Annotated in this window: 19 protein-coding genes; 10 read left to right on the forward strand and 9 right to left on the reverse strand. The window is 42.3% G+C overall.

Annotated features, from left to right (window positions below; translation table 11 throughout):
- Positions 1-17 precede the first annotated feature (17 nt).
- Both H6G83_RS17035 and H6G83_RS17040 read left to right on the forward strand, forming a co-directional pair.
- Complete coding sequence (locus tag H6G83_RS17035; RefSeq protein ID WP_190474423.1) at positions 18-335, forward strand: hypothetical protein; 318 nt, start codon at positions 18-20, stop codon at positions 333-335.
- 199 nt (positions 336-534) lie between these two features.
- Positions 535-2,262, forward strand: a complete 1,728-nt coding sequence (locus tag H6G83_RS17040) for a succinate dehydrogenase/fumarate reductase flavoprotein subunit (protein WP_190474425.1) — start codon at positions 535-537, stop codon at positions 2,260-2,262.
- 65 nt (positions 2,263-2,327) lie between these two features.
- On the opposite strand, the gene H6G83_RS17045 is transcribed toward H6G83_RS17040, so the two are convergent.
- Complete coding sequence (locus H6G83_RS17045) at positions 2,328-2,528, reverse strand: DUF6887 family protein (RefSeq protein WP_190474427.1); 201 nt, start codon at positions 2,526-2,528, stop codon at positions 2,328-2,330.
- Between H6G83_RS17045 and H6G83_RS17050 the strand changes: the two genes are divergently transcribed.
- From H6G83_RS17050 to H6G83_RS17065, 4 genes are all read left to right on the forward strand, one after another.
- Positions 2,527-2,712: a DUF6887 family protein gene (locus H6G83_RS17050; RefSeq protein WP_190474428.1), complete on the forward strand. Its 186-nt coding sequence runs from the start codon at positions 2,527-2,529 to the stop codon at positions 2,710-2,712. The two genes, H6G83_RS17045 and H6G83_RS17050, sit on opposite strands and share 2 nt — an antisense overlap.
- A gap of 444 nt (positions 2,713-3,156) precedes the next feature.
- Positions 3,157-4,809, forward strand: coding sequence for a hypothetical protein (locus H6G83_RS17055; RefSeq protein WP_190474432.1), 1,653 nt, complete (start codon positions 3,157-3,159; stop codon positions 4,807-4,809).
- Between the two features lie 236 nt (positions 4,810-5,045).
- On the forward strand, positions 5,046-6,035 hold the full coding sequence (locus tag H6G83_RS17060; protein ID WP_190474434.1) for a protochlorophyllide reductase: 990 nt from the start codon (positions 5,046-5,048) through the stop codon (positions 6,033-6,035).
- Positions 6,036-6,425: 390 nt separating this feature from the next.
- Positions 6,426-7,055, forward strand: a complete 630-nt coding sequence (locus H6G83_RS17065) for a TMEM165/GDT1 family protein (RefSeq protein ID WP_190474436.1) — start codon at positions 6,426-6,428, stop codon at positions 7,053-7,055.
- A gap of 290 nt (positions 7,056-7,345) precedes the next feature.
- On the opposite strand, the gene H6G83_RS17070 is transcribed toward H6G83_RS17065, so the two are convergent.
- Positions 7,346-8,272: a tetratricopeptide repeat protein gene (locus tag H6G83_RS17070; RefSeq protein WP_190474439.1), complete on the reverse strand. Its 927-nt coding sequence runs from the start codon at positions 8,270-8,272 to the stop codon at positions 7,346-7,348.
- A gap of 377 nt (positions 8,273-8,649) precedes the next feature.
- Between H6G83_RS17070 and H6G83_RS17075 the strand changes: the two genes are divergently transcribed.
- Positions 8,650-9,648 carry a hypothetical protein gene (locus H6G83_RS17075; RefSeq protein ID WP_190474478.1) on the forward strand — a complete coding sequence of 333 codons (999 nt, stop codon included), beginning with the start codon at positions 8,650-8,652 and terminating at the stop codon, positions 9,646-9,648.
- Here H6G83_RS17075 and H6G83_RS35390 read toward each other — a convergent pair.
- The 5 genes from H6G83_RS35390 to H6G83_RS17100 form a co-directional block, all read right to left on the reverse strand.
- The gene (locus H6G83_RS35390; protein WP_242044640.1) at positions 9,623-9,760 is read right to left on the reverse strand and encodes a hypothetical protein; all 138 of its coding nucleotides are present in this window, start codon (positions 9,758-9,760) and stop codon (positions 9,623-9,625) included. The two genes, H6G83_RS17075 and H6G83_RS35390, sit on opposite strands and share 26 nt — an antisense overlap.
- Before the next feature lie 73 nt (positions 9,761-9,833).
- Entirely contained in the window at positions 9,834-11,003 is a 1,170-nt protein-coding gene (locus tag H6G83_RS17085; RefSeq protein WP_190474441.1) for a homocysteine biosynthesis protein, read from the reverse strand.
- Positions 11,004-11,288: 285 nt separating this feature from the next.
- Positions 11,289-11,717, reverse strand: coding sequence for an ATP-binding protein (locus tag H6G83_RS17090; protein WP_190474443.1), 429 nt, complete (start codon positions 11,715-11,717; stop codon positions 11,289-11,291).
- Positions 11,718-11,720: 3 nt separating this feature from the next.
- Complete coding sequence (locus tag H6G83_RS17095) at positions 11,721-13,397, reverse strand: SpoIIE family protein phosphatase (protein WP_190474444.1); 1,677 nt, start codon at positions 13,395-13,397, stop codon at positions 11,721-11,723.
- 274 nt (positions 13,398-13,671) lie between these two features.
- Positions 13,672-14,391: a response regulator transcription factor gene (locus H6G83_RS17100; RefSeq protein WP_190474446.1), complete on the reverse strand. Its 720-nt coding sequence runs from the start codon at positions 14,389-14,391 to the stop codon at positions 13,672-13,674.
- 329 nt (positions 14,392-14,720) lie between these two features.
- Between H6G83_RS17100 and H6G83_RS17105 the strand changes: the two genes are divergently transcribed.
- A complete protein-coding gene (locus H6G83_RS17105; RefSeq protein ID WP_190474448.1) occupies positions 14,721-15,461 on the forward strand; it encodes a WecB/TagA/CpsF family glycosyltransferase in 741 nt (246 codons plus the stop codon).
- Positions 15,462-15,734: 273 nt separating this feature from the next.
- On the forward strand, positions 15,735-16,487 hold the full coding sequence (gene ftsE / locus H6G83_RS17110; RefSeq protein ID WP_190474450.1) for a cell division ATP-binding protein FtsE: 753 nt from the start codon (positions 15,735-15,737) through the stop codon (positions 16,485-16,487).
- A gap of 58 nt (positions 16,488-16,545) precedes the next feature.
- On the opposite strand, the gene H6G83_RS17115 is transcribed toward ftsE, so the two are convergent.
- A complete protein-coding gene (locus tag H6G83_RS17115; protein WP_190474451.1) occupies positions 16,546-17,307 on the reverse strand; it encodes an armadillo-type fold-containing protein in 762 nt (253 codons plus the stop codon).
- A 287-nt stretch (positions 17,308-17,594) separates the two neighbouring features.
- Positions 17,595-18,194 carry a hypothetical protein gene (locus tag H6G83_RS17120; protein WP_190474454.1) on the reverse strand — a complete coding sequence of 200 codons (600 nt, stop codon included), beginning with the start codon at positions 18,192-18,194 and terminating at the stop codon, positions 17,595-17,597.
- 393 nt (positions 18,195-18,587) lie between these two features.
- Here H6G83_RS17120 and H6G83_RS17125 point away from each other — a divergent pair, with 393 nt between their 5' ends.
- Positions 18,588-19,487 (forward strand): alpha/beta fold hydrolase, encoded by a 900-nt coding sequence (locus tag H6G83_RS17125; protein ID WP_190474480.1) that lies wholly within the window; start codon positions 18,588-18,590, stop codon positions 19,485-19,487.
- Positions 19,488-20,071: the final 584 nt, after the last annotated feature.

Below are 20,071 nucleotides of genomic sequence, written 5' to 3' on the forward strand. Positions count from 1 at the left end.
ACTTGAGGCAAACATAAATGAGCAAAGTTAGTAATCAAAACTATCGTTTTGTCTGCACCTTAACCTTTGGTGATATCTACGGTCAAATAATTGTTTGGTTAATTACGATTGTCCTGAGTTTGGCATCAGCTTTAGCATTGATGGGTGCTAGAAGACCAGTATATGCGTTAGTAACTGTTGGTCTTGTTGTATTGCTATCACTACCGTTTTTGTTGTTCGCATTTGTAACTACATTGTTAAATCATATAGAAGTTACTGCTGTAGAACCAGGCACAAAAACTGAACCTATCCCTGGTAACGTTTCCCAACAAAAACCTGTACAAGCAACAAGTTGATAATATCTAGTTAATGGAAATTTTGTACTAAAGCGGCGCTAACGTCAGCTTGAGCCTACCCGTAAGTAGTTTTAAATTTTGCATTTTGAATTTTCCTGTCCCCGTCTACTGATGGGGAATTTTTTTGTGAAGATACCAGACATCTCAGTGAATCACGTCTTTACAATAGAACAGCAGGGTTTTGTAGTCGGTGGCTAATATGCTAGAGCATGATGTAATTATTGTTGGGGGTGGATTGGCTGGGTGTCGGGCGGCTGTGGAAATTGCTCGTACTGACCCTAGTTTAAATGTTGCAGTGGTCGCCAAAACTCACCCCATTCGTTCCCACTCTGTAGCTGCTCAAGGTGGTATTGCGGCTACGTTAAAAAATGTGGATTCGAGTGATACTTGGGAAGCTCACGCTTTTGATACTGTCAAGGGTTCTGATTATTTAGCAGACCAAGATGCAGTAGCGATACTCGCTCAAGAAGCCCCAGATGTAGTCATTGACCTGGAACACATGGGGGTTTTATTCTCACGTCTCCCTGATGGTCGCATTGCTCAACGGGCTTTTGGGGGACATTCTCATAATCGCACTTGTTACGCTGCTGATAAGACTGGTCACGCAATTCTGCATGAATTGGTGAATAATTTGCGGCGTTACGGTGTGCATATTTATCAAGAATGGTACGTGATGCGCCTGATTTTGGAAGAAAATGAGGCTAAGGGTGTGGTCATGTACAGCTTATTAGATGGGCATATCGAGGTAATTAGGGCAAAGGCTGTGATGTTTGCCACTGGAGGTTATGGTCGCGTTTATAACACGACATCCAATGATTACGCCTCCACTGGTGATGGCTTGGCGATGACGGCGATCGCAGGTTTACCCCTAGAAGATATGGAGTTTGTCCAATTCCATCCCACAGGCTTATATCCAGTTGGTGTCTTGATTTCCGAAGCTGTGCGGGGGGAAGGGGCGTATCTCATTAATAGCGAAGGCGATCGCTTTATGGCGAACTATGCACCCAGTCGCATGGAACTAGCTCCTCGTGATATTACCTCACGGGCGATCGCCTATGAAATTCGGGCTGGGCGTGGTGTCCATCCAGATGGAAGTGCAGGCGGCCCCTTTGTCTACCTCGACTTGCGCCACATGGGTAAAGAAAAAATTATGAGTCGCGTCCCCTTCTGTTGGGAAGAAGCCCATCGCCTAGTCGGTGTAGATGCAGTCACTCAACCCATGCCAGTCCGTCCTACCATACACTATTGTATGGGTGGTATACCAGTGAACACGGATGGTAGAGTCCGCAGTAGTGGCGATGGCTTAGTTGAAGGCTTCTTTGCGGCTGGGGAAACCTCTTGCGTATCCGTGCATGGGGCGAACCGTCTAGGTAGTAACTCGCTATTGGAATGTGTAGTTTATGGTAAGCGGACAGGGGCGGCGATCGCTCAATATGTGCAGCAACGTAAGTTACCCACCATAGATGAGCAACGTTACATCACACAAGCTCAACAAGAAATCCAAGCCCTACTAGAACAGCCTGGACAATACCGTATTAACGAAGTCCGCCAAGCATTTCAAGATGCGATGACAGAATACTGTGGCGTTTTCCGCACCCAAGAATTAATGACTCAAGGTTGGGAAAAAATATCAGCACTGCAACAGAAATATAGTCAAGTATACTTAGATGACAAAGGCAGTTGTTGGAATACCGAATTAGTAGAAGCATTAGAATTGCGGAGTTTAATCGTAGTCGGACAGACAATTTTAGCCTCAGCCCTCAACCGTCGAGAAAGCCGTGGCGCACACTTCCGCGAAGATTATCCCCAGCGAGATGATGCTAATTTCCTGCAACACACAATGGCTTACTATTCACCCGCAGGTATTGACATTCAATATCGCCCAGTGGTTATTAATATGTTTGAGCCAAAGGAAAGGAAGTATTAAGTAGATATGATCAATCGAGGGGACTGTAAATACTAGTCCACCTCGATGATAAAGTAGTTGAATTATCAAGCAGAGCCTAACTGTTTCTCAATCGCCGCTTTTATTTTCTCTTCCCAGTTTGGATCATTCAATTCAATAGCAACATCCCGATTACGAGATTTACGTCTATCCATATAAGCATAAAAAGCTTCCTTATCATCCCGATGATTGACAAGGTAACGCTTTAGCTCCTGGTCTGTCATTGCAGTATAGTTTGCTTTTGTCATGGTTCTATTCTACCATCTGGTAAAATTACCATCTCTAGTTCTCGCTCACCGAGAAGATGATGATGCTATTGAAGAATTGATCAAACGGGGAAATCCCAACAGTCCAGTATATCCCTTCCCCCAAACAGAAGAAGATTTTCAGCAAATGGCAGAAATACTCAAGCGGAAATTAGGTAATAGTTAGGAAAAGCTATACCAATTATGGCGTTGCTGAATCAAGATATGAATTTGTCTCACGCAAAGGCGCAAAGGCGCTAAGTTACAAAGAAAAAGGACGGTCATTTTGCGATTTCATATTCTAATTCAGCAACGCCCCAATTATTAATCACTGATGACCAACCCCCACAGATACCTTCAGTGTTCTAACGGACATGATATGGTAAGTTGCCAGATACATCAGAATCTCAAGTAATCACACAACACTTAGGCACAAAGCATTCCAGCTACTCCCTGTTCCCTGTCACCTGTCCCCAACCACAAATCTAACGAGAATTTTCTAAGTATCTTCATGGATACCTAGCAATAAAAAAACAAAAGTTTATAAATGCGTAATGTATGATACTGGAAATCAAAAAATTGTAAAACAGCATCCAATCATACATCATCATTACGTAAGGATATAACTATCATGTTTAAACTTAGTTTAAAGTTGAAGCATCTTAGTAAAACAACGGTAACAGGCTACAGCCTTATTTTCCTAGCAATTCTCATAGGTTTTATCACCAGAATCATTGGTGTTTTTCAATACGTATCATTTGATATCGGCCCGGCTCCTGATCAAATAAGGGATGCTTTTATCGTCCTGAATATTTGGAAAGGTGAATTTCCTACACTCGGCCCCGTCGCGGCTGTGGGTGGACACCATATTTTACCCCTCTATTATTATCTTTTCTGGCCTTTTACCCTTTTAGGTGCAGATCCAGTCTTCCAAGCATTTCCCAACGCCTTATTTTCTTTTTTATCTATCCCTTTATTAATCTATTTAGTCTATCAACTGCTAGAAAATGTCGAACCGCAAAAGAGAATATTGCTAAGTGGTTTAGCTGGCTTTTGGTATAGCGTTCTCTATGGCGAAATATTTATTAATAATTTTCAATGGAATCCTAGTTCAATTCCTTTCTTTTTTCTGGCTTTTACATTACTATACTATGTTCAAATAGAGGGTAAATTTTCTTTTCCAGTGCAAGCTATGTTATGGGCTGGATATGGAATAGTTTTATCCATATTAATGAGTTTACACTCTTCCACGCTGTTTGTAATGCCCATTGTATTTATTATTAGCTGTGGGATTTTTTTATATAAAGTTATCAAGAGAAAATCTTACTCACTAATAATATTACCTATTATCAGCCTTCTATCAAGCGCAATTGTCTTACTACCATATTGGATAGGTGAATTTGGCAGAGGCTTTCAGAACACTAAATTGATTGTAAAAGTTATATTTCAGTCTAAAACAGGTACAAATAGTTCTTTATTCGCAGGTTTAGCTAAGAAACTGAGCAATTTATTCTTGAATTATTTCAAACTCTTTCAAGAACCATATCTGTGGAATGCTTCATGGATGTATTTCGTTATATCTATTATCTTCCTCAGTGTGGTTACGTATTTTGGTATTGTCAAATTTAAAGGAAATCAATATATTTGGGGTATCTTGTGTTCTACATGGGGTCTTTATTTATATGCTGCTTCTAACCTTGATTCAGAAACAACTGTTTTTCACTACAAAATACTCATAATATTTACGCCTATTATTTTAACGATTACGTCTCTTGCTTACCTGAATTTTTCTAAGAGCAAAAAACAAATATTTTACATACTCACAGGCATCATTATTTTCATGTCTTGCTTTAGCAACTTATTTTATGAGTCCAAATTCTTATTAAGTAAGTATGGTAGTAATCGGGTGATGAACACAGCAGATATGACCCAGATTATCAGTCAGTTACCATCAGGTGCAGTTGTTTGCGACCCTAGAGTGCAGAATCGGAGAAAAATCCATAATAAATACAATTATATTGATAAAAATATTACCCAGAAGGAGATTAAATTCGTTAATGTTTGTGAGGCTGGTAATTATATCATCCATCCTAAAAGGTCTTTAATAGTAGATGGTTCATATGTTAATGATGCAGCCTACGAAAAACCATATTTTGTAAAATATAGTCCATCGGATTTAGAGAAGTTATGGCCTATATTTAAAATTGTGGAAAATGGCAAGATTGCCAGACCAGCAAAAGTTGTTTCAGAAACAGATACAGCTACAGTCTATGTTTTAGATTAGGGCAGATAAATCCACGTTTAACAGCGTTGGTTAATCTAAACATTATAGATACGCCGTCAATTAGGCGATCGCCTACACCCACCTACTCCAGTCCAAACATTTGTTAAGCAATTTAAACTAAAAGTTGCGATAAATGTAGAGCTATGTAACAGTCAGCAATAAACCAATCAGAAGCAGTAACTCATTAGGGTAAAATCCTGAAAATAGGAAACGGCGATTAATAGAGTCTTAAGACAATGGCACAGGATCGAAAATCAACGGTTATAGTTACTGGAGCTTCTTCTGGGGTTGGTTTGTATGCAGCTAAAGCCCTTGCCAAAAGAGGGTGGCACGTGGTTATGGCTTGCCGTAATTTAGAAAAGGCAGAACAAGCCGCTCAAGATGTGGGCATCCCCAAGGACAGCTACACCATCATGCACATTGATCTAGGTTCCTTGGATAGTGTGCGCCAGTTTGTCAACAATTTTAGAGCAAGCGGCAAGTCTTTAGAAGCTTTGGTATGTAACGCCGCAATTTATATGCCTTTGATTAAAGAACCTTTACGCAGCCCAGAAGGTTACGAGTTAACCATGACCACTAATCACCTTGGTCATTTCCTGCTGTGTAACCTCATGCTTGAGGACTTGCAAAAGTCATCGGCGGCGGATAAACGACTGGTGATTTTAGGAACCGTCACCCACAACCCAGACGAACTAGGTGGAAAGATTCCACCACGCCCAGACCTGGGTAACTTGGAAGGTTTTGCCCAAGGCTTTAAACCGCCCATTTCCATGATTGACGGTAAAAAGTTTGAACCTGTGAAGGCGTACAAAGACAGCAAAGTTTGTAACGTCCTCACCATGAGAGAACTGCATCGCCGCTATCACGAGTCAACAGGAATCACCTTCACCTCCCTGTATCCCGGTTGCGTAGCCGAAACACCATTATTCCGTAACCACTATCCCCTATTCCAAAAACTCTTCCCCTTATTCCAGAAATACATTACTGGGGGATACGTATCCCAAGACTTAGCAGGAGAAAGAGTTGCAGATGTAGTTGCAGCACCTGAATATAAACAGTCTGGTGCTTACTGGAGTTGGGGAAATCGTCAGAAAAAAGATGGTAAGTCTTTTGTGCAGAAAGTTTCTCCCCAAGCCCGCGATGACGAAAAAGGCGATCGCCTATGGGAGTTGAGCGAAAAACTAGTAGGACTGGCATCACAAAAACCAGTTGCTGTCAACAGTTAAAATGTCATTGCATAAATAGGAAATGATTTAAATAGTTTTGTGGGATGGGCATCTTGCCCGTCCTCCATATTTCCGGGCAGGCAAGATGCCTACCCTACAAGAATCATTCGTAGATTTAGCAATGTCAAAATATCTATCACCCATAGTTTAAGTGCTTGACTCTTGCCTGAGACAGGTATATAATTCAATTCTGATAGAAGGGGAGTAGCTGCTGGCAAAAGCCAGTACATCTGAGTCAACATACTGGCGATGAGCCTGGTTCAGATGACAATAATTAAAGATTTGTAAGCGAGACCTTCACTAAGTTCACATTCGAGATGTGAGCTTGGTGAGGTCTTTTGGCATTCATCAAGCTCCACATCGGTAAACGTTCTTCAGGAGCTTGAGAGAGTGCTAACAGCTTTTACCGCAGGTTTATTACTAATTACAGTTTCCGAACTGGGTGATAAGACATTCTTTATCGCCGTCATATTAGCAATGCACCATTCCCGACGCTTGGTGTTTACAGGGGTGGTAGCGGCTTTAGCAGCTATGACAGTCTTATCGGTGATGTTTGGACAAGTAGTGTCTCTGTTACCAAAAATTTATATTCACTATGCTGTAATTGTTTTATTTTTTGCCTTTGGAATTAAGCTGTTGTACCAAGGGAGTAAAATGTCTGCTGCTGCTGATAAAGCCGAAGTCATCGACGAAATAGAAGAGGCAAAAGCAGCCGTAGAAAAAGCCGATTTGCAGCTACCAAAACAAAAAACGCCCTTATCGATTATATTAGAAGCCTTTGTGTTGACATTTATGGCTGAATGGGGCGATCGCACACAAATTGCCACCATCGCCCTAGCCGCCGGAAATGACATCATTGGCGTAACCGTAGGAGCCATTATTGGTCATGCTATTTGTGCAGCGATCGCAGTCATCGGTGGCAAAATGATCGCCGGAAAAATCTCTGAACGCCAACTCACCCTTGCCGGCGGATGTTTGTTTTTGATTTTTGGTGTTGTCGCTGCTATTGAAGGAGCGTAAGCTGAGAGATGAGGGAGATGAGGGAGATGAGGGAGATGAGGGGCATGAGGGAGAATAATATTTTTTAGTTACTCAACAAATTACTGATTTTTCTCCCCCTACTCCCCCCACTCCCCCCACCTCACAAGTGTAGGTTTTTAATATAGCAGTGAGTAAGAACTATAAAACTAACGAGAAAATCATTGTTTCATCCACCCCTACACCCCTACACCCCTACACCCTTACACCCCAAACCAAGGTTTTTGGAACACCAGTAAAAAACCTACACCTGTCAGACTCCCCCCACTCCCTCACTGCTTCGGAGTAGCTTCTGGTGTAGGCGTAGGAGCAGCCGGCGCAGGAGTGGGGCTACCTTCAGGAGTAGGCGCAGGAGAAGCAGCAGGCGCGGGGGTGGGAGATGCGGAGGCTGCTTTGTTAATTTCATCCTTGTATTGTGCAGGAGCTAGGGCTAAGGCAGTATCAAATAAAGGTTTAGCTGCTGCTGTTTGTCCCTGCTGCTTTAAAAGCAGTGCTTTGGCGAGAACTGGGCGAAAATCCTTGGCATCTTTCTTAATTGCTTGGTCAAATGCGGCGATCGCTTGAGGAAAACGTTTCTGAGAAGCATGAACATTGCCTAATAATACCTCTACAGCCACTGTATCCACACTTCCAGGTTGGATCGTGTTTGCTTGGGCTGCTTTAGTCAGGGTATCTTGTAATAACCCAACAGCAGCTTCGGGGCGTTTTTGGTCTATCAGCAGCACTACCATTCCCTGCAATGCCTTTAAGTCACCGGGTTTCGTGTCTAAAATTGCCCGGTAAGCCTGAGCTGCGCCTTCATTATCGCCAATTTGCTGTTTGGCTTGAGCGAGTAGCACACCATACTCAGTCTGATCAGGATTGAGCTTGGCTAATTTCTCCAGAGGCTCAATGACACTTTGCACATTACCTTGTTTTATCGCTAAAAGTTGTAGCCGCGCTTGTAATAGACCCTTCAAAGCAGTTTGATTTTCTGGTTCCTTTTGTAAAACCGATTCATAGCCACGTACTTCATCTTCCCATTTAGTCTTTTGGTTGGAAGCAACAGGGGCGCTTGGGGTACTAGCGTTATTCGGATTTGGAGGTGATGTACTATTGTTGAGCGCCCCAATGATGGGCAGCACTGAAACACCTACAAAGGCTAGAACTGCCAGTGCTAAGATGAGTTGAACTATCCAGCGATTGCCAGGTTGAGACACAGTTTAAACCCCCTCCATAACTATAATCACAATATTATCTACACGAATGAGAACGTTAAAGATTTCCAAAAGCTTACGGAATACCGCCAAATACCTGTGAATTTTATAACAAACAACCGATTAGCACCGCTAAAGTAAGTGATGACTTTAGGAGGAGCCGTCAAAATGGAAGCTGTGATATGCTTCCGAAACTAGTATAAAGGCGCTAAATTACAGATTTAGAGTAGAATGACGAGTCTAGCGTCTTTAAAATTGTATAGAGCGTTGGATGTGATCTTATGAAAAGCCAATATACTTTCATCAGTCACATCGGCGCTCTTTCTCGATGCTTAGTAAAATCCCAAAATTGGGATGTGTCTCCGCCGCAAGGAGTTTTTATGACTTCCGACCTGATGCCTTTGCCTGAATCTTCCAACTCTATTGCCTCCGATCAGCCTGAAAATAATACAGAGGCAGCCGCTAATATTCAAATAGCAGCACCGCCACCCATTAAACGAGAAAATTCCTCATCTACCACTAGTGAGAATACCTCAGATGGGAACCTAGCCGATCGCCAGCAACCAATCCCGCCTCCCAGCGAACCAATGCAATATCGTGCCATTGGTTTAGTCCGGGGTCGTTACCGTGCTAGCGATGAGCAATTCACTCAAGGTATTTTGCTCACCTGTGATGGGGTAGAACTCAACGCCGTCCTCCTGGGTCGGATTATGAGTTTAGTCAAGAATCACTTAGACCTGGAAAAAGACCATTTGTGGGTAGTTTATCCCCGCACAAGGCAAGAAAATGACAGTTTGCATATGCAAATCGTCGGCGTTTGGGAACCAGAAAATCTGGCTAAAAATTCACCAGAAGAAGACGAGCCAGAATCGGGTTTACAAGAATTAATAGTACCCGATACGCCAGAAGCAGCAACAAAACCCCCAGCGCCTTCAGCCAATATCCCTGATGGTGGATTTTCTGTCCGTGGTGAAGTAGTTTACCAAGCTTTTGACTCTAAAAGCTTAGTTGTCAAAATTAAGCAAGCACCCCGTAAACCAACGGATAAACCCAAATACTTTAAATTGAAACTGCAAGGTGTACTGACCACCAAAGCTGTAGGGAAATTTTGGGATTTCCAAGCCAAGCGAGAAGGTGACGCTTTGGTAGTGCAAATTGCCGAAGCGATCGCCGACTTACCCAAAAAACGCCGACCACCGTTCAAAGGCGGCGGTGGCGGCGGCCCCCGTGGTGGTTCCAGAAAACCCTTTCCCCCCAGAAGACCCGGAGAAACGCCTCGTCCCGTCAAGAAAGTCGGCGGCGAACCCTCGGCAGTTTCCAAACCCCAGCCAAAAACGCCAACTCCTAAGCCGGTCAAGAAGCCCAAGTCGGCAGAGTAGGGAGTAGGGGGGATGAGGGAGATGAGGGAGATGAGGGGGATGAGGGAGATGAGGGAGATGAGGGGGATGAGGGAGATGAGGGAGATGAGGGAGATGAGGGAGAAATACCCAATCCCTAATCCCCTTTCCCCTTTCCCCCTTCCCCTTTCCCCTTTCCCCCTTCCCCTTTCCCCCTTCCCCAATCCCTAAAAATCCCGCCACCTATCTTGAGGTAGGAAAGAACGCTCTTGAGGAATTGGGGCTACTGGTTCTGTGAGAGTAAAAGTACCTGCCTCAATCCACTGTTTTAGTTCTACTGCTACTTGTCGAGAGAGGAATATGCTAGCTAAAGGCGCAGCCCTCACAGTTTTACCCTCAATGGTGACACGTCCAGATTTGAGTTGAGCGTAACTCACTAAACCAAATGTGGGACGAACCCGCCGAGGAATGGAAAAATCTACTATTGGCGCTACTAAATCTTGGTCTTGAACTGCACAGTGTTTTACCACCTCTTCATTTAACACTGGCAATGGCACGCCAACGCCTAACATCAAGGAAGGGCCGTAACTTTTAAAGTAACAACCCCTCACCCAACGGGCATCCATTTGTTTGGCATCACCTATTAAAGCTAAAGTCGCAGCCGGGCCGATTGGTGTTTGATTAGCTAGGCGCTTTTGTAAGGGAAAGTGTTGTGTACCTTCCCAAGCCACATAACCAACGCCACCACCTAAGAAAATTCTTGTACCGATGCCAATGAGTTGTAAATTGGGGTCATTGAATAGGGGAGAAATTGCCCCAGGGTTGGAGTAAACAGCGTTTGCCAAGCGTGGCTGTAGGGGGCCGAGATAGGTATGCAGTGGGCGATCGCCTCCATTCACCCCGACGATAAAATTTTGGTAGAGATTCCTGGGATTGAATAAATAAAACTGATTGATAGTGTCGCGAGTAATTGTAGTTTCAAAACTCGCTCTGGGATAACAATCAGTTACTTGTCCCTGCGCCCTGACCTGTATGGGTTTACCCGCGATTAAATCCTCAATCACATGACCACCGCCACGTTCGCGGACTTCTTCACCGTCCATTACATCTACAGCACAGCTAGCACCCAAGTATAAATCAACAGCCCCAAAACCACTGTAAGCGGGAACGCCATCTAACCAGCAACGGCGAATTTTAATTGGTGGGTCAGTGTGTCCAAGATTGAGAATAGCACCAGTGGATTCCATTGGCTCAAAAGTGCCAGTAGTGACTACATCAACTTCTTGGGCAACTTTACTGACACCAACTTCTAACACTCGTGCTTTTAATTCTTCAACTGTCAGGATTACCGCAGTTTTACGGTTAATTTTTTCGTTAATTTCCGCAATAGTTCGCATTTTAAATGAAGCGGATAGACATTCTCTTGCCTGGAGAGTTGCCTGCCAAATAATTAATTAAATCAGTTTAGCAAGAAAAATCCAATACTCCTAAGAAGAAATGCACATCAGCTAGTGATAGATGTACCTATATTACTATTAACGCTTCGCAGTAAATTACTGCACAAATCTTTATTTAAATATAGGACTATCATTTATTTTTTTGGGCTAGCCTGCACTATACCCTAACAAAAACTTCTACCAGTTCCTATCATTCTTTTCTTTCTGCTGTCCTCTATTCCCTCTTCAACTATTAGTTAATTCTGGTATAGTAGCTTCTAACTTGAGACAGTTAGCCCCATTAACCTGCAATTGATATTCTACTTTATCCATCAAACGATTCATAATTAGCCAACCATAGCCACCTTCTTGCCTATCATCTGGATTCGGTGGGAAATAGCTAGACATATCAAAACCTGCGCCGTAATCCCAAATTTCTATAGCAATATCTCGTTGTTTAAATTCTACACGTAGTAATATTGGTATGTTTGGTTGCTCTTTATGGGCGTGACGCACAACGTTAGAGTAGGCTTCCACCAACGCTAGACGCAAGCGACTTGATTGTCGTGACCAGTCAACAGATTCTCCAAACTGAATTTTTAAACATCCCAGTAACCAGTTTTCGACGATGTTCAAATAGTTCAAGTCACTTGGTACATGAAGCTCACTTTTCATAAGTTACAAAACCTCCAATGAGAGTATAGTTTGATCGTCTTCTTGAATTTGGTTATCTGCCTGAATCCGAGCTAACAAGTGGTTAAGAGATAGTGGTTGAGGCTCTTGTTGTAAAAGTTGCCACAGACCATCTTGATTCAGCATAGAATGACTTACCGACTGACCGCCACCCCCGGTTTTCACGGAATTTATTAATTTTGTCGATACTGTTGCTTCCGTAATTCCATCGCTGGCTAACAGTAATGTATCTCCTGGTTTCAGCAATAAACTACCCGACTTAGCCTGCCACTTAGGTAAAATTCCTATAGGGATGGCTCTCACGGTGAGATAGACGGGTTTTTCTGGTACTTTAATTTGATTTGACCACACTAACGGATAGATATGACCAGCGTTTGCATAAACTATCTCTCTAGTGGTAGGTGTGTAACGAGCTAAGACAAAAGTGATAAAGCAGTTGTTGCTAATTAAGTCATCAGACAAAGCATGGTTGAGATTATGTATAACTACGTTGGGTTCAGGTGGGTTTTCTTGTGATAGTTCCCGACGTAAGACAGAAATGGCGCTAGCCATGAATAAAGCCGCCGGTACACCTTTACCAGAAACGTCACCCACTGCTAACCACACATCTCCTTGTGTGGGATGAACAAAGACTTCAAAAAAGTCACCGCCTACTTCTCGCGCTGGATAACAACAAGCTTGTAATTTTGCGCCTTTAATATCTGGTAGGGTTTGACGCAGTAAATTATTTTGAATTTGCCGCGCCACTTCTAATTCAGCACTGATTTGCTGTTGTTTTTCTTGCAGGTGTTGGTAGAGTTTTGCTTGGGAAACTGCTAAAGCTGCTTGTTCAGCCACACCTGTAATTAATTGAATCTCCTCATCATGCCAAGAATGCTCTAGTCCCCATTGGTAAAGAGCCAGCACAGCTAGCAGTTGCTGTTGGTAGGATAGGGGTACAACCAAGTAATTACAGAATTTGCCATTGTATGTATCTTGGGCAATTTGATAATCACCAGTTTCCAGTACTTTGACGATTAAACAAGACGGGTCAAAGGCACTTTCAGGTAAATCTGCTGCTGGATTTTGATAATAAAACTGACTTGGAGTTAGGCGGTTGTTTTCTACTGGCTTGAGTAGACAACAAGTAGCTCCAAAGGTTTGTCCTATAGTGGCGGCGATTTTTTGCAGCATACTCTCATAATCCAAGGATTCTCGAATGGCTGTTGTTACCGCGTTAAATAAAGATTGTCGCCGCAACGCACGCTGCAATTCTTGGGTGCGTTTTTTAACTAAGCGATAGGTTTCTGTGGCTTGTTCAACTACAGCTTTTAGGCGTTCAGGATTCCAAGGTTTGGTGATGTATTTGAAAACTTGACCAGAGTTAATGGCTTCTACCAAGTCTTCTACATCTGTAAAACCTGTCAGTAAAATCCTGATTGTGTCGGGATAAAGTCCAACTGTACGGCTCAATAATTCTGTACCGTTCATTTCGGGCATTCTTTGGTCTGAGATAATTACAGCCATTTCGCCTTCTTGAGCCAGAATTTCTAAAGCTTTGCGAGCATGATTGGCTTTATATACTTGAAAATTTCGCCTAAAAGTACGGTAGAGTAAATCTAAGTTGTCTGGCTCATCGTCTACTACCATGAGCTTGAGTTTTTGCACCTCGTTTTGCGTCATAGTTGACTTGCTTTTTCGCGTACTAGAAATTGGTGAGATATGATAGTTCTTATCCCACCGAGTAGTTAAATATGGCAGGGAACAGGGGACAGGGGATAGGTAACAGGTTTAATATCTGCTTGCTATCAGGATTGGACGATCGCTCCTTTTCCTTATCTATCTGGCTACTGCCATAATAGTAAAAAAAGTAATTTTTTTTGGAGAAAAATTACTTCTCTCACAAGTATAACTTTACTCTTTAGTTTGTTTGAGAATCTTTCTATCCCATCCCAGTTTAACCTACTAATCCAGAACGTAAAGCTCGGACTGCCGCTTGGGTGCGGTCATCGGCGGAGAGTTTATTTAAAATATTGCGAACATGGGTTTTTACAGTTCCGACTGTAATATATAGACGTTCGGCGATGACGGCATTACTACAGCCTTCGACGATCAACTGTAGCACTTCTAACTCTCTTTCTGTAAGGGTATAGGGGTCAATAATATCTAAATCTTCTTCAATGGCGGAATTTTTTGGGGTATTTTCTGGTTCTACTTTGGTAAGCTCTGGTTTAGGAGACTGTTGTGCTTGTTGTAGGACAATTCTGGCGATCGCTGGATCAATCCAAGCGTTGCCATTGTAAGTCACTTTGACTGCTTCCAATAAATTATCAAACCCAATATCCTTCATACAGTAAGAATCAGCTCCAGCTGCAAAAGCTGCCAAAACCGCTTCTTTATTATCCCGTAAGGTTAAAATCAATACTTTTGTTCCTAAATCCGGGTTATTACTGTTGCTGGATTTTAATTCCCTTGTTAACTCTATGCCATCTTTATCTGGTAAACCGATATCAACGATCGCAATATCCGGTTGTACCGTTTTTAACATATTCAGTCCTTCTACCGCATTGGCAGCTTCTCCGACAACTTCCATTTCTTCTCTTTGTAGTAGTGCCGTCCGAATACCCACACGGGTTAGATCATGATCCTCAATCAGCGCAATCCGAATTTTACTCATAGTCAATTTCTACCCGTTACGCTATTACACAAAAATTTTCACCGAAATTTCCCTGTTTTTTTCGTTTACTACCTGATACAGCCTCGCGATTACTAAAAATAATCTAGTTAATTTTTCCAGAAATTTCTCAAAAAACTATGATATAAGATTACTCAGGCATTATAAGCTGTTTTTATTATGCAAAATAAGCAAAAAAGAAGCTCACTTTTAACAATTCAGTTTTCTTCGTCAACTTATTTGCATAATACCCTCCCTCTCAGCCCAGAGGCGACCTGTGAAAAAATTTGATAAACTATCGTCGAGACAATGTGGTGTGAGGCTCAAGGGCTATGTTTCCATCATCTAAAGTGTTTACGGTGCTGGGTATCCCAGTTCATGTGATGAGTGACTATCCAAGGTGGTTGCTAGAATCCTTAAAACAAGGCAAGGGCGCTCATGTAGTCACACTGAATGCGGAAATGACAATGCAGGCGCAGCAAAATACATCCCTGAACAAAATCATTCAGAATGCGGAGTTGATCATTCCAGATGGTGCAGGGATAGTTATGTATTTGCGCTGGCTTTGTTGGCAAAAAGTCCAGCGTTGTCCGGGGATTGAACTAGCGGAAACGGTGTTGCCAGCAATTAGTCAACAGCAGCCAGATAAAACGGTGTTCTTTTACGGTGGCGCAAACGGAGTAGCGGCAAAAGCAGCCGATTATTGGCAGCAAAAAGCGCCTAATTTGAAGATTGTAGGTAGTCATTCCGGCTTCCATTCTGCACAAGAAGAACAAAAGTTGCGACAAAATCTCGCTCAATTACAACCACAGGTGATTTTGGTCGGTTTGGGTGTACCACGTCAAGAATTATGGATTGCACAAAATCGCCATTTGTGTCCCCAAGCCATTTGGATTGGTGTTGGCGGTAGTTTTGATATTTGGTCAGGTAGCAAAAATCGCGCCCCCGCTTGGTTGGCTAATAATAATTTGGAATGGCTATATCGTCTTTACAAAGAACCTTGGCGTTGGCGGCGAATGTTGGCTTTGCCTCAATTTGCGGTGAAGGCGTTTGTTTATCGTTTGACTATTTAGGAGTTGACGGTTGACAGTTGCTCCCTGTAAGTTAAGTGATTGTACTAGCTTAATGTAAAGGGTTTAAAAACTTTTAATACTGGATTTGAGATTTTTAGGCTTTACTTGGGAATCCTTATTTTTAAGTCAATACTGTTCAGGTAAGGTTGATGCTAACTCCTTTCAGGGGTAGGCTCACAAAAATGAACGTTATACCGATACAGATACATAGTGGGGGCGCACATCTGTGCGTCCCTACTCAACGATTGTCTATTGTCTAAGGAAGATTGAGTAATGCCTGTATTAACAAATCCAGCAACTAGCGAACAGGTAACTGATGAAAAAGAGGGGAAAGCTCAAGAAGGTTGTACCAGTAACATGGTGCAGTTAAGGTCTGTGACCAAAACTTATGCTAATGGTTGTCATGCTTTGCTGGATGTCAACTTAGAGATTAAAAATAAAGAATTTTTATTTATTACAGGGCCTAGCGGTTCAGGGAAGTCAACTCTGTTAAGACTGCTGTATGGGGAGGAGTTACCCACCCAAGGAGAAGTGGTGGTGAACGGCTGTAATGTGACAACTTTGCGGGGCGATCGCTTATCATTATTACGCCGACGTATTGGTATTGTATTTCAAGACTATAAACTCATCCCCCAGCGCACTGTGGCGGAAAATGTAACTTTTGTGTTACAAGCTCAAGGTTATACCCGCAAGGAAATTCAAAGGCGTTTAGAACCTACACTAAAATTGGTGGGTTTGCTTTCTAAAGCTGACTGTTTTCCTGATCAGCTTTCTGGAGGAGAACAACAACGGGTGAGTATTGCAAGGGCAATTGTAGGAACGCCACCATTAATATTAGCTGATGAACCTACAGGCAATCTCGATCCCGATAACTCTTGGCAAGTGATGCAGATTCTCCGAAAGTTAAATTCTTTTGGAGCAACTATCATTGTTACTACTCACGACGAACAATTAGTCCGCCGATGTAATCGTCCTGTGGTACAAGTACGTAATGGTAAACTTTATCAGTTGACAGTTAACAGTTGACAGTTGACAGGTTATTTCCACTGATAACTGATAACTGATAACTGATAACACCCAGTCCCTAAGCTTTTGCCTTAACTTGACTTGACAAGGGTTTGAGAGGTGACATAGGTGGAGATTGTAGTGGTTGTAATGGCTCTAGGGCTTGTAGGCTTTCAAAAGCGGCTTCTCTAACTATTGGTTCTTCCTCACGAGTGAGTAGCAATTGCAAGCATTGGGTAATCTCTCGCTGCAATTGGGAGTCAATTTGTTGAGCTTTGATGATTTTAGTTAATCTACGTAAAGTTACCAAGCGCTTTAAAGAGTCTTTTTCTGTGAGATTGAGGAAGAACTGCTCAAAGTCGTTTTCCTCTTTACCAGCATAGTTTTTGACAAGTTGCCACAATAGCAAAATTATAGTCAGCAATGTTCCTAATCCTTGGGCGATCGCACCAGCTGCGATCCAAGGGCTAGGGGAGTCTGCCAAAATTGCCGCAGCCATGTAAGTACTGACAGTAGCTAGTCCCCCACTACCTACAGCTATCACTAATCGGCGGTTTGTCCCGTTAAAAAGTTTTTGAAGTTCTACCCAACGTAACTTCCAGTCCCATTTTTGCATTGAGTAGGCTGATAACATTACGCCAACGCCAACTAGCAGTGCTAATAGTAGTTTCCAGTTCCACAACCACATCCCAACGAGAATGAAGAGCAAAATTACCAGACCATTTAGTTCTGACAGATGCTGATAATTCCGCCGCTTGGGGGCTTTCGTCTTATGCTCTGGAAGCAGCCAGTTGGGCATCTGGTTGATTAATTGCTGCCAAGAAGACAAAGCCTTTACCACAGTGTTTACCTACCTAACATTACAAAATTGTCTAATTTATAAGTTTTATTTGGTATTGAAATCCAGTAGTTAATGCTGAGTTATCAGTTCTGAGTTTTGTCCAGCCTAATAATCAACGCACCGCTACCGCTAAGATACCCTTTGATAGTGTAAATTTAAATTACCATACTGAGCATTTTTGCTTTTTCAAAACCAAATACTATAAATCGACCATCAATAATACTCTATAAGAATACCTGGGTTGAAGTGGGTCAAGCGATTTTGCTGCTAAAATTTGCTGATTCTGCTTAAACACAGAAACAAAACGCACTGATTGTAAATTGACCGTCAAATGCACAGAAGCTAACGGAGCAAATATTTTGATTGGTTACAGATAGTGAGGTGTTGGGGTGTAATGCCGAATCAGAGTTGGCAAGATTCGCACTAGGCAGTATGCTTTGGGCTACTAACTGGCGATCGCGATCGTAGGCGGACATTACCAGTCTTTGGGAACTAGTGACACAAGCACTCACTTGGCTAACAGGACGCAAAAATTTCGCCTCCAAAAATCCGCTTTTGGGCGCACCCATCAAAACTGTTAACCCTGAATTAGTGGGAAAGGCTGGGTTTGATGGTTGTATCGCTACTGAGTTTTGCAAAATCACTCCCCAATGTTCATATTGATGCTCTACCACTTCAAAGCACTTTAAATCTTCTAAGTTCAAACATACACAAGTTTCTGCATCTATCGTATTATTAATTCCTTCCTCCGACTGACTCCGTTTCACCGAAGCGACAACTTGTTTCTTCCCATCGAATTGATTGCATACAAATTTACTGTCTTCAAATTTTGGTAGTTGATCTGTTTGAAGAGTAGCCTGCTGGAACACAACACCCCACCTTAGCATTACCTAAAGAATCATAAAAATACTGACAGCTATTTTTTTGTACTAACAAATAATAAACAATGCTTATAAGCGCTTTAGCATTATTTGGAAGATGATAATTATCCGTAACTTTCCTGTAGCCTATCATAAAAAAAGGATGAAAAAATATTAGCTAAGTGATACTCGCTACCTAAATCAGATTTAAGTAAACCTTGCCATCAGGTAGTTACAAGCAAAAGCTCTGTTGCTGTGTGAAAAAAAATCACTAAATCTTTACAAGTGAGCAAGTAATTTTACATCTGCTTAATCTGACGCTGGCTAGAGGTGAAATTATTGCTGGTTCATTGATAATAGCAATTGTGGGGATGAGGGAGATGAGGGAGACAGAAACACTAATGACTAATGAATAACACTATGTTTCAACCACCTGGATTTGAACAACGTTCGGTAATTACCTCGCTAGGTAAAATGGTGTATTACACTGGTGCTGGATCACTTTGGCAGGAAAGTGAGAAGGCTGAAGAGCAAGAAACTTTGGTGTTTCTGCATGGCTTTGGGGGCGGATCTTCTGCTTATGAGTGGTCGAAAGTCTATCCGGCGTTTGCTTCGCAGTATCGGATATTAGCACCAGATTTAATAGGTTGGGGTAGATCCGAACATCCAGAACGCAATTATCAGATAGAAGATTATTTAACGACTATCCGGGAGTTTTTTGAGCAAACTTGCACAGCACCAGTAACAGCGATCGCATCTTCCCTGACGGCAGCGTTTACTGTTAGAGTGGCGATCGCTAATCCACATTTATTTAAATCTTTAATTCTTGTTACCCCAGCCGGGTTGTCTGATTTTGGCGAAAACTACACTCGCAGTATTTTTGTGCAAATAGTCAGTATCCCTCTTCTCGACCGCTTACTATACAGTACCGGCGTTGCTACCAGTGGCGGTATTCGTAGTTTTTTGGAACAACGGCAATTTGCTCAACCTAACCGAGTATATGACGAAATTGTCGAAGCTTATCTACAGTCTGCCCAGCAGCCTCATGCTGAGTATGCCGCTTTGTCATTCGTCCGGGGTGATTTGTGCTTTGATTTATCGCTTTACATTGAACAGTTAACAACACCCACAGCCATTATCTGGGGTCAAAAGTCTCAATTCACTGGCCCAGAAATTGGCCGTCGCTTGGCACAACAGAATCCTCAAGCAATTCAGGTGTTTCAACAGTTGGAAGATGTGGGCTTAACTCCACAGTTAGAACTACCAGCCGTGACAATTGGACTGATTAAGAAATTCTTGCCTTTGCTGAATCATCAATAGTTGTGGTAACAGATTTCACTACACTGGGGGGCTTCCCGCAGGGGTTGTTAAAACTATACCCTCCATCTCCGCCCCTTGACATTTTTAATAGGACTTACGCATGAAAACGAAAAATCAAGGGTGTAGGCAAGGGTATGGGGGTATAGGGGTGTAGGGGTGTAAAAACTCTAAACCTATACCCCTACACCCTTACACCCTTACACCCTACCTCCATAGATAAACTCGGTGCGTAAGTCCTATTAAAATATTCTGAAAGATAGAGGCTAATTGCACTAGGGTTTATCTTTTTTTAATAAATTTTTTTAAAAAAACTGTGTTGGCTGTTACAATACTGTTAAGAAAAGTTGCCCGTTGCATTTTGGGAATACGCAACCGGGTTTTAACTCTATTGAGAAGACAACGCAAAAATAAGACAATTAGACCAGCTGTGGGAGGCTGGTCTTTTTTTACTTGTGTCATTGTCTGTAAAATAAGACTTACAGAGTTTTTGGCTTAAATGCAGTAAAGGTTTACAGGGTAGAGATGTTAGAGACTAAAGTTATTAGCTTTTCCTCATGGAAAGTGCTGTAAGTCATTAAACTTTA

The organism is Anabaena azotica FACHB-119 (genome assembly GCF_014697625.1).
GTDB lineage: Bacteria > Cyanobacteriota > Cyanobacteriia > Cyanobacteriales > Nostocaceae > Trichormus > Trichormus azoticus_A.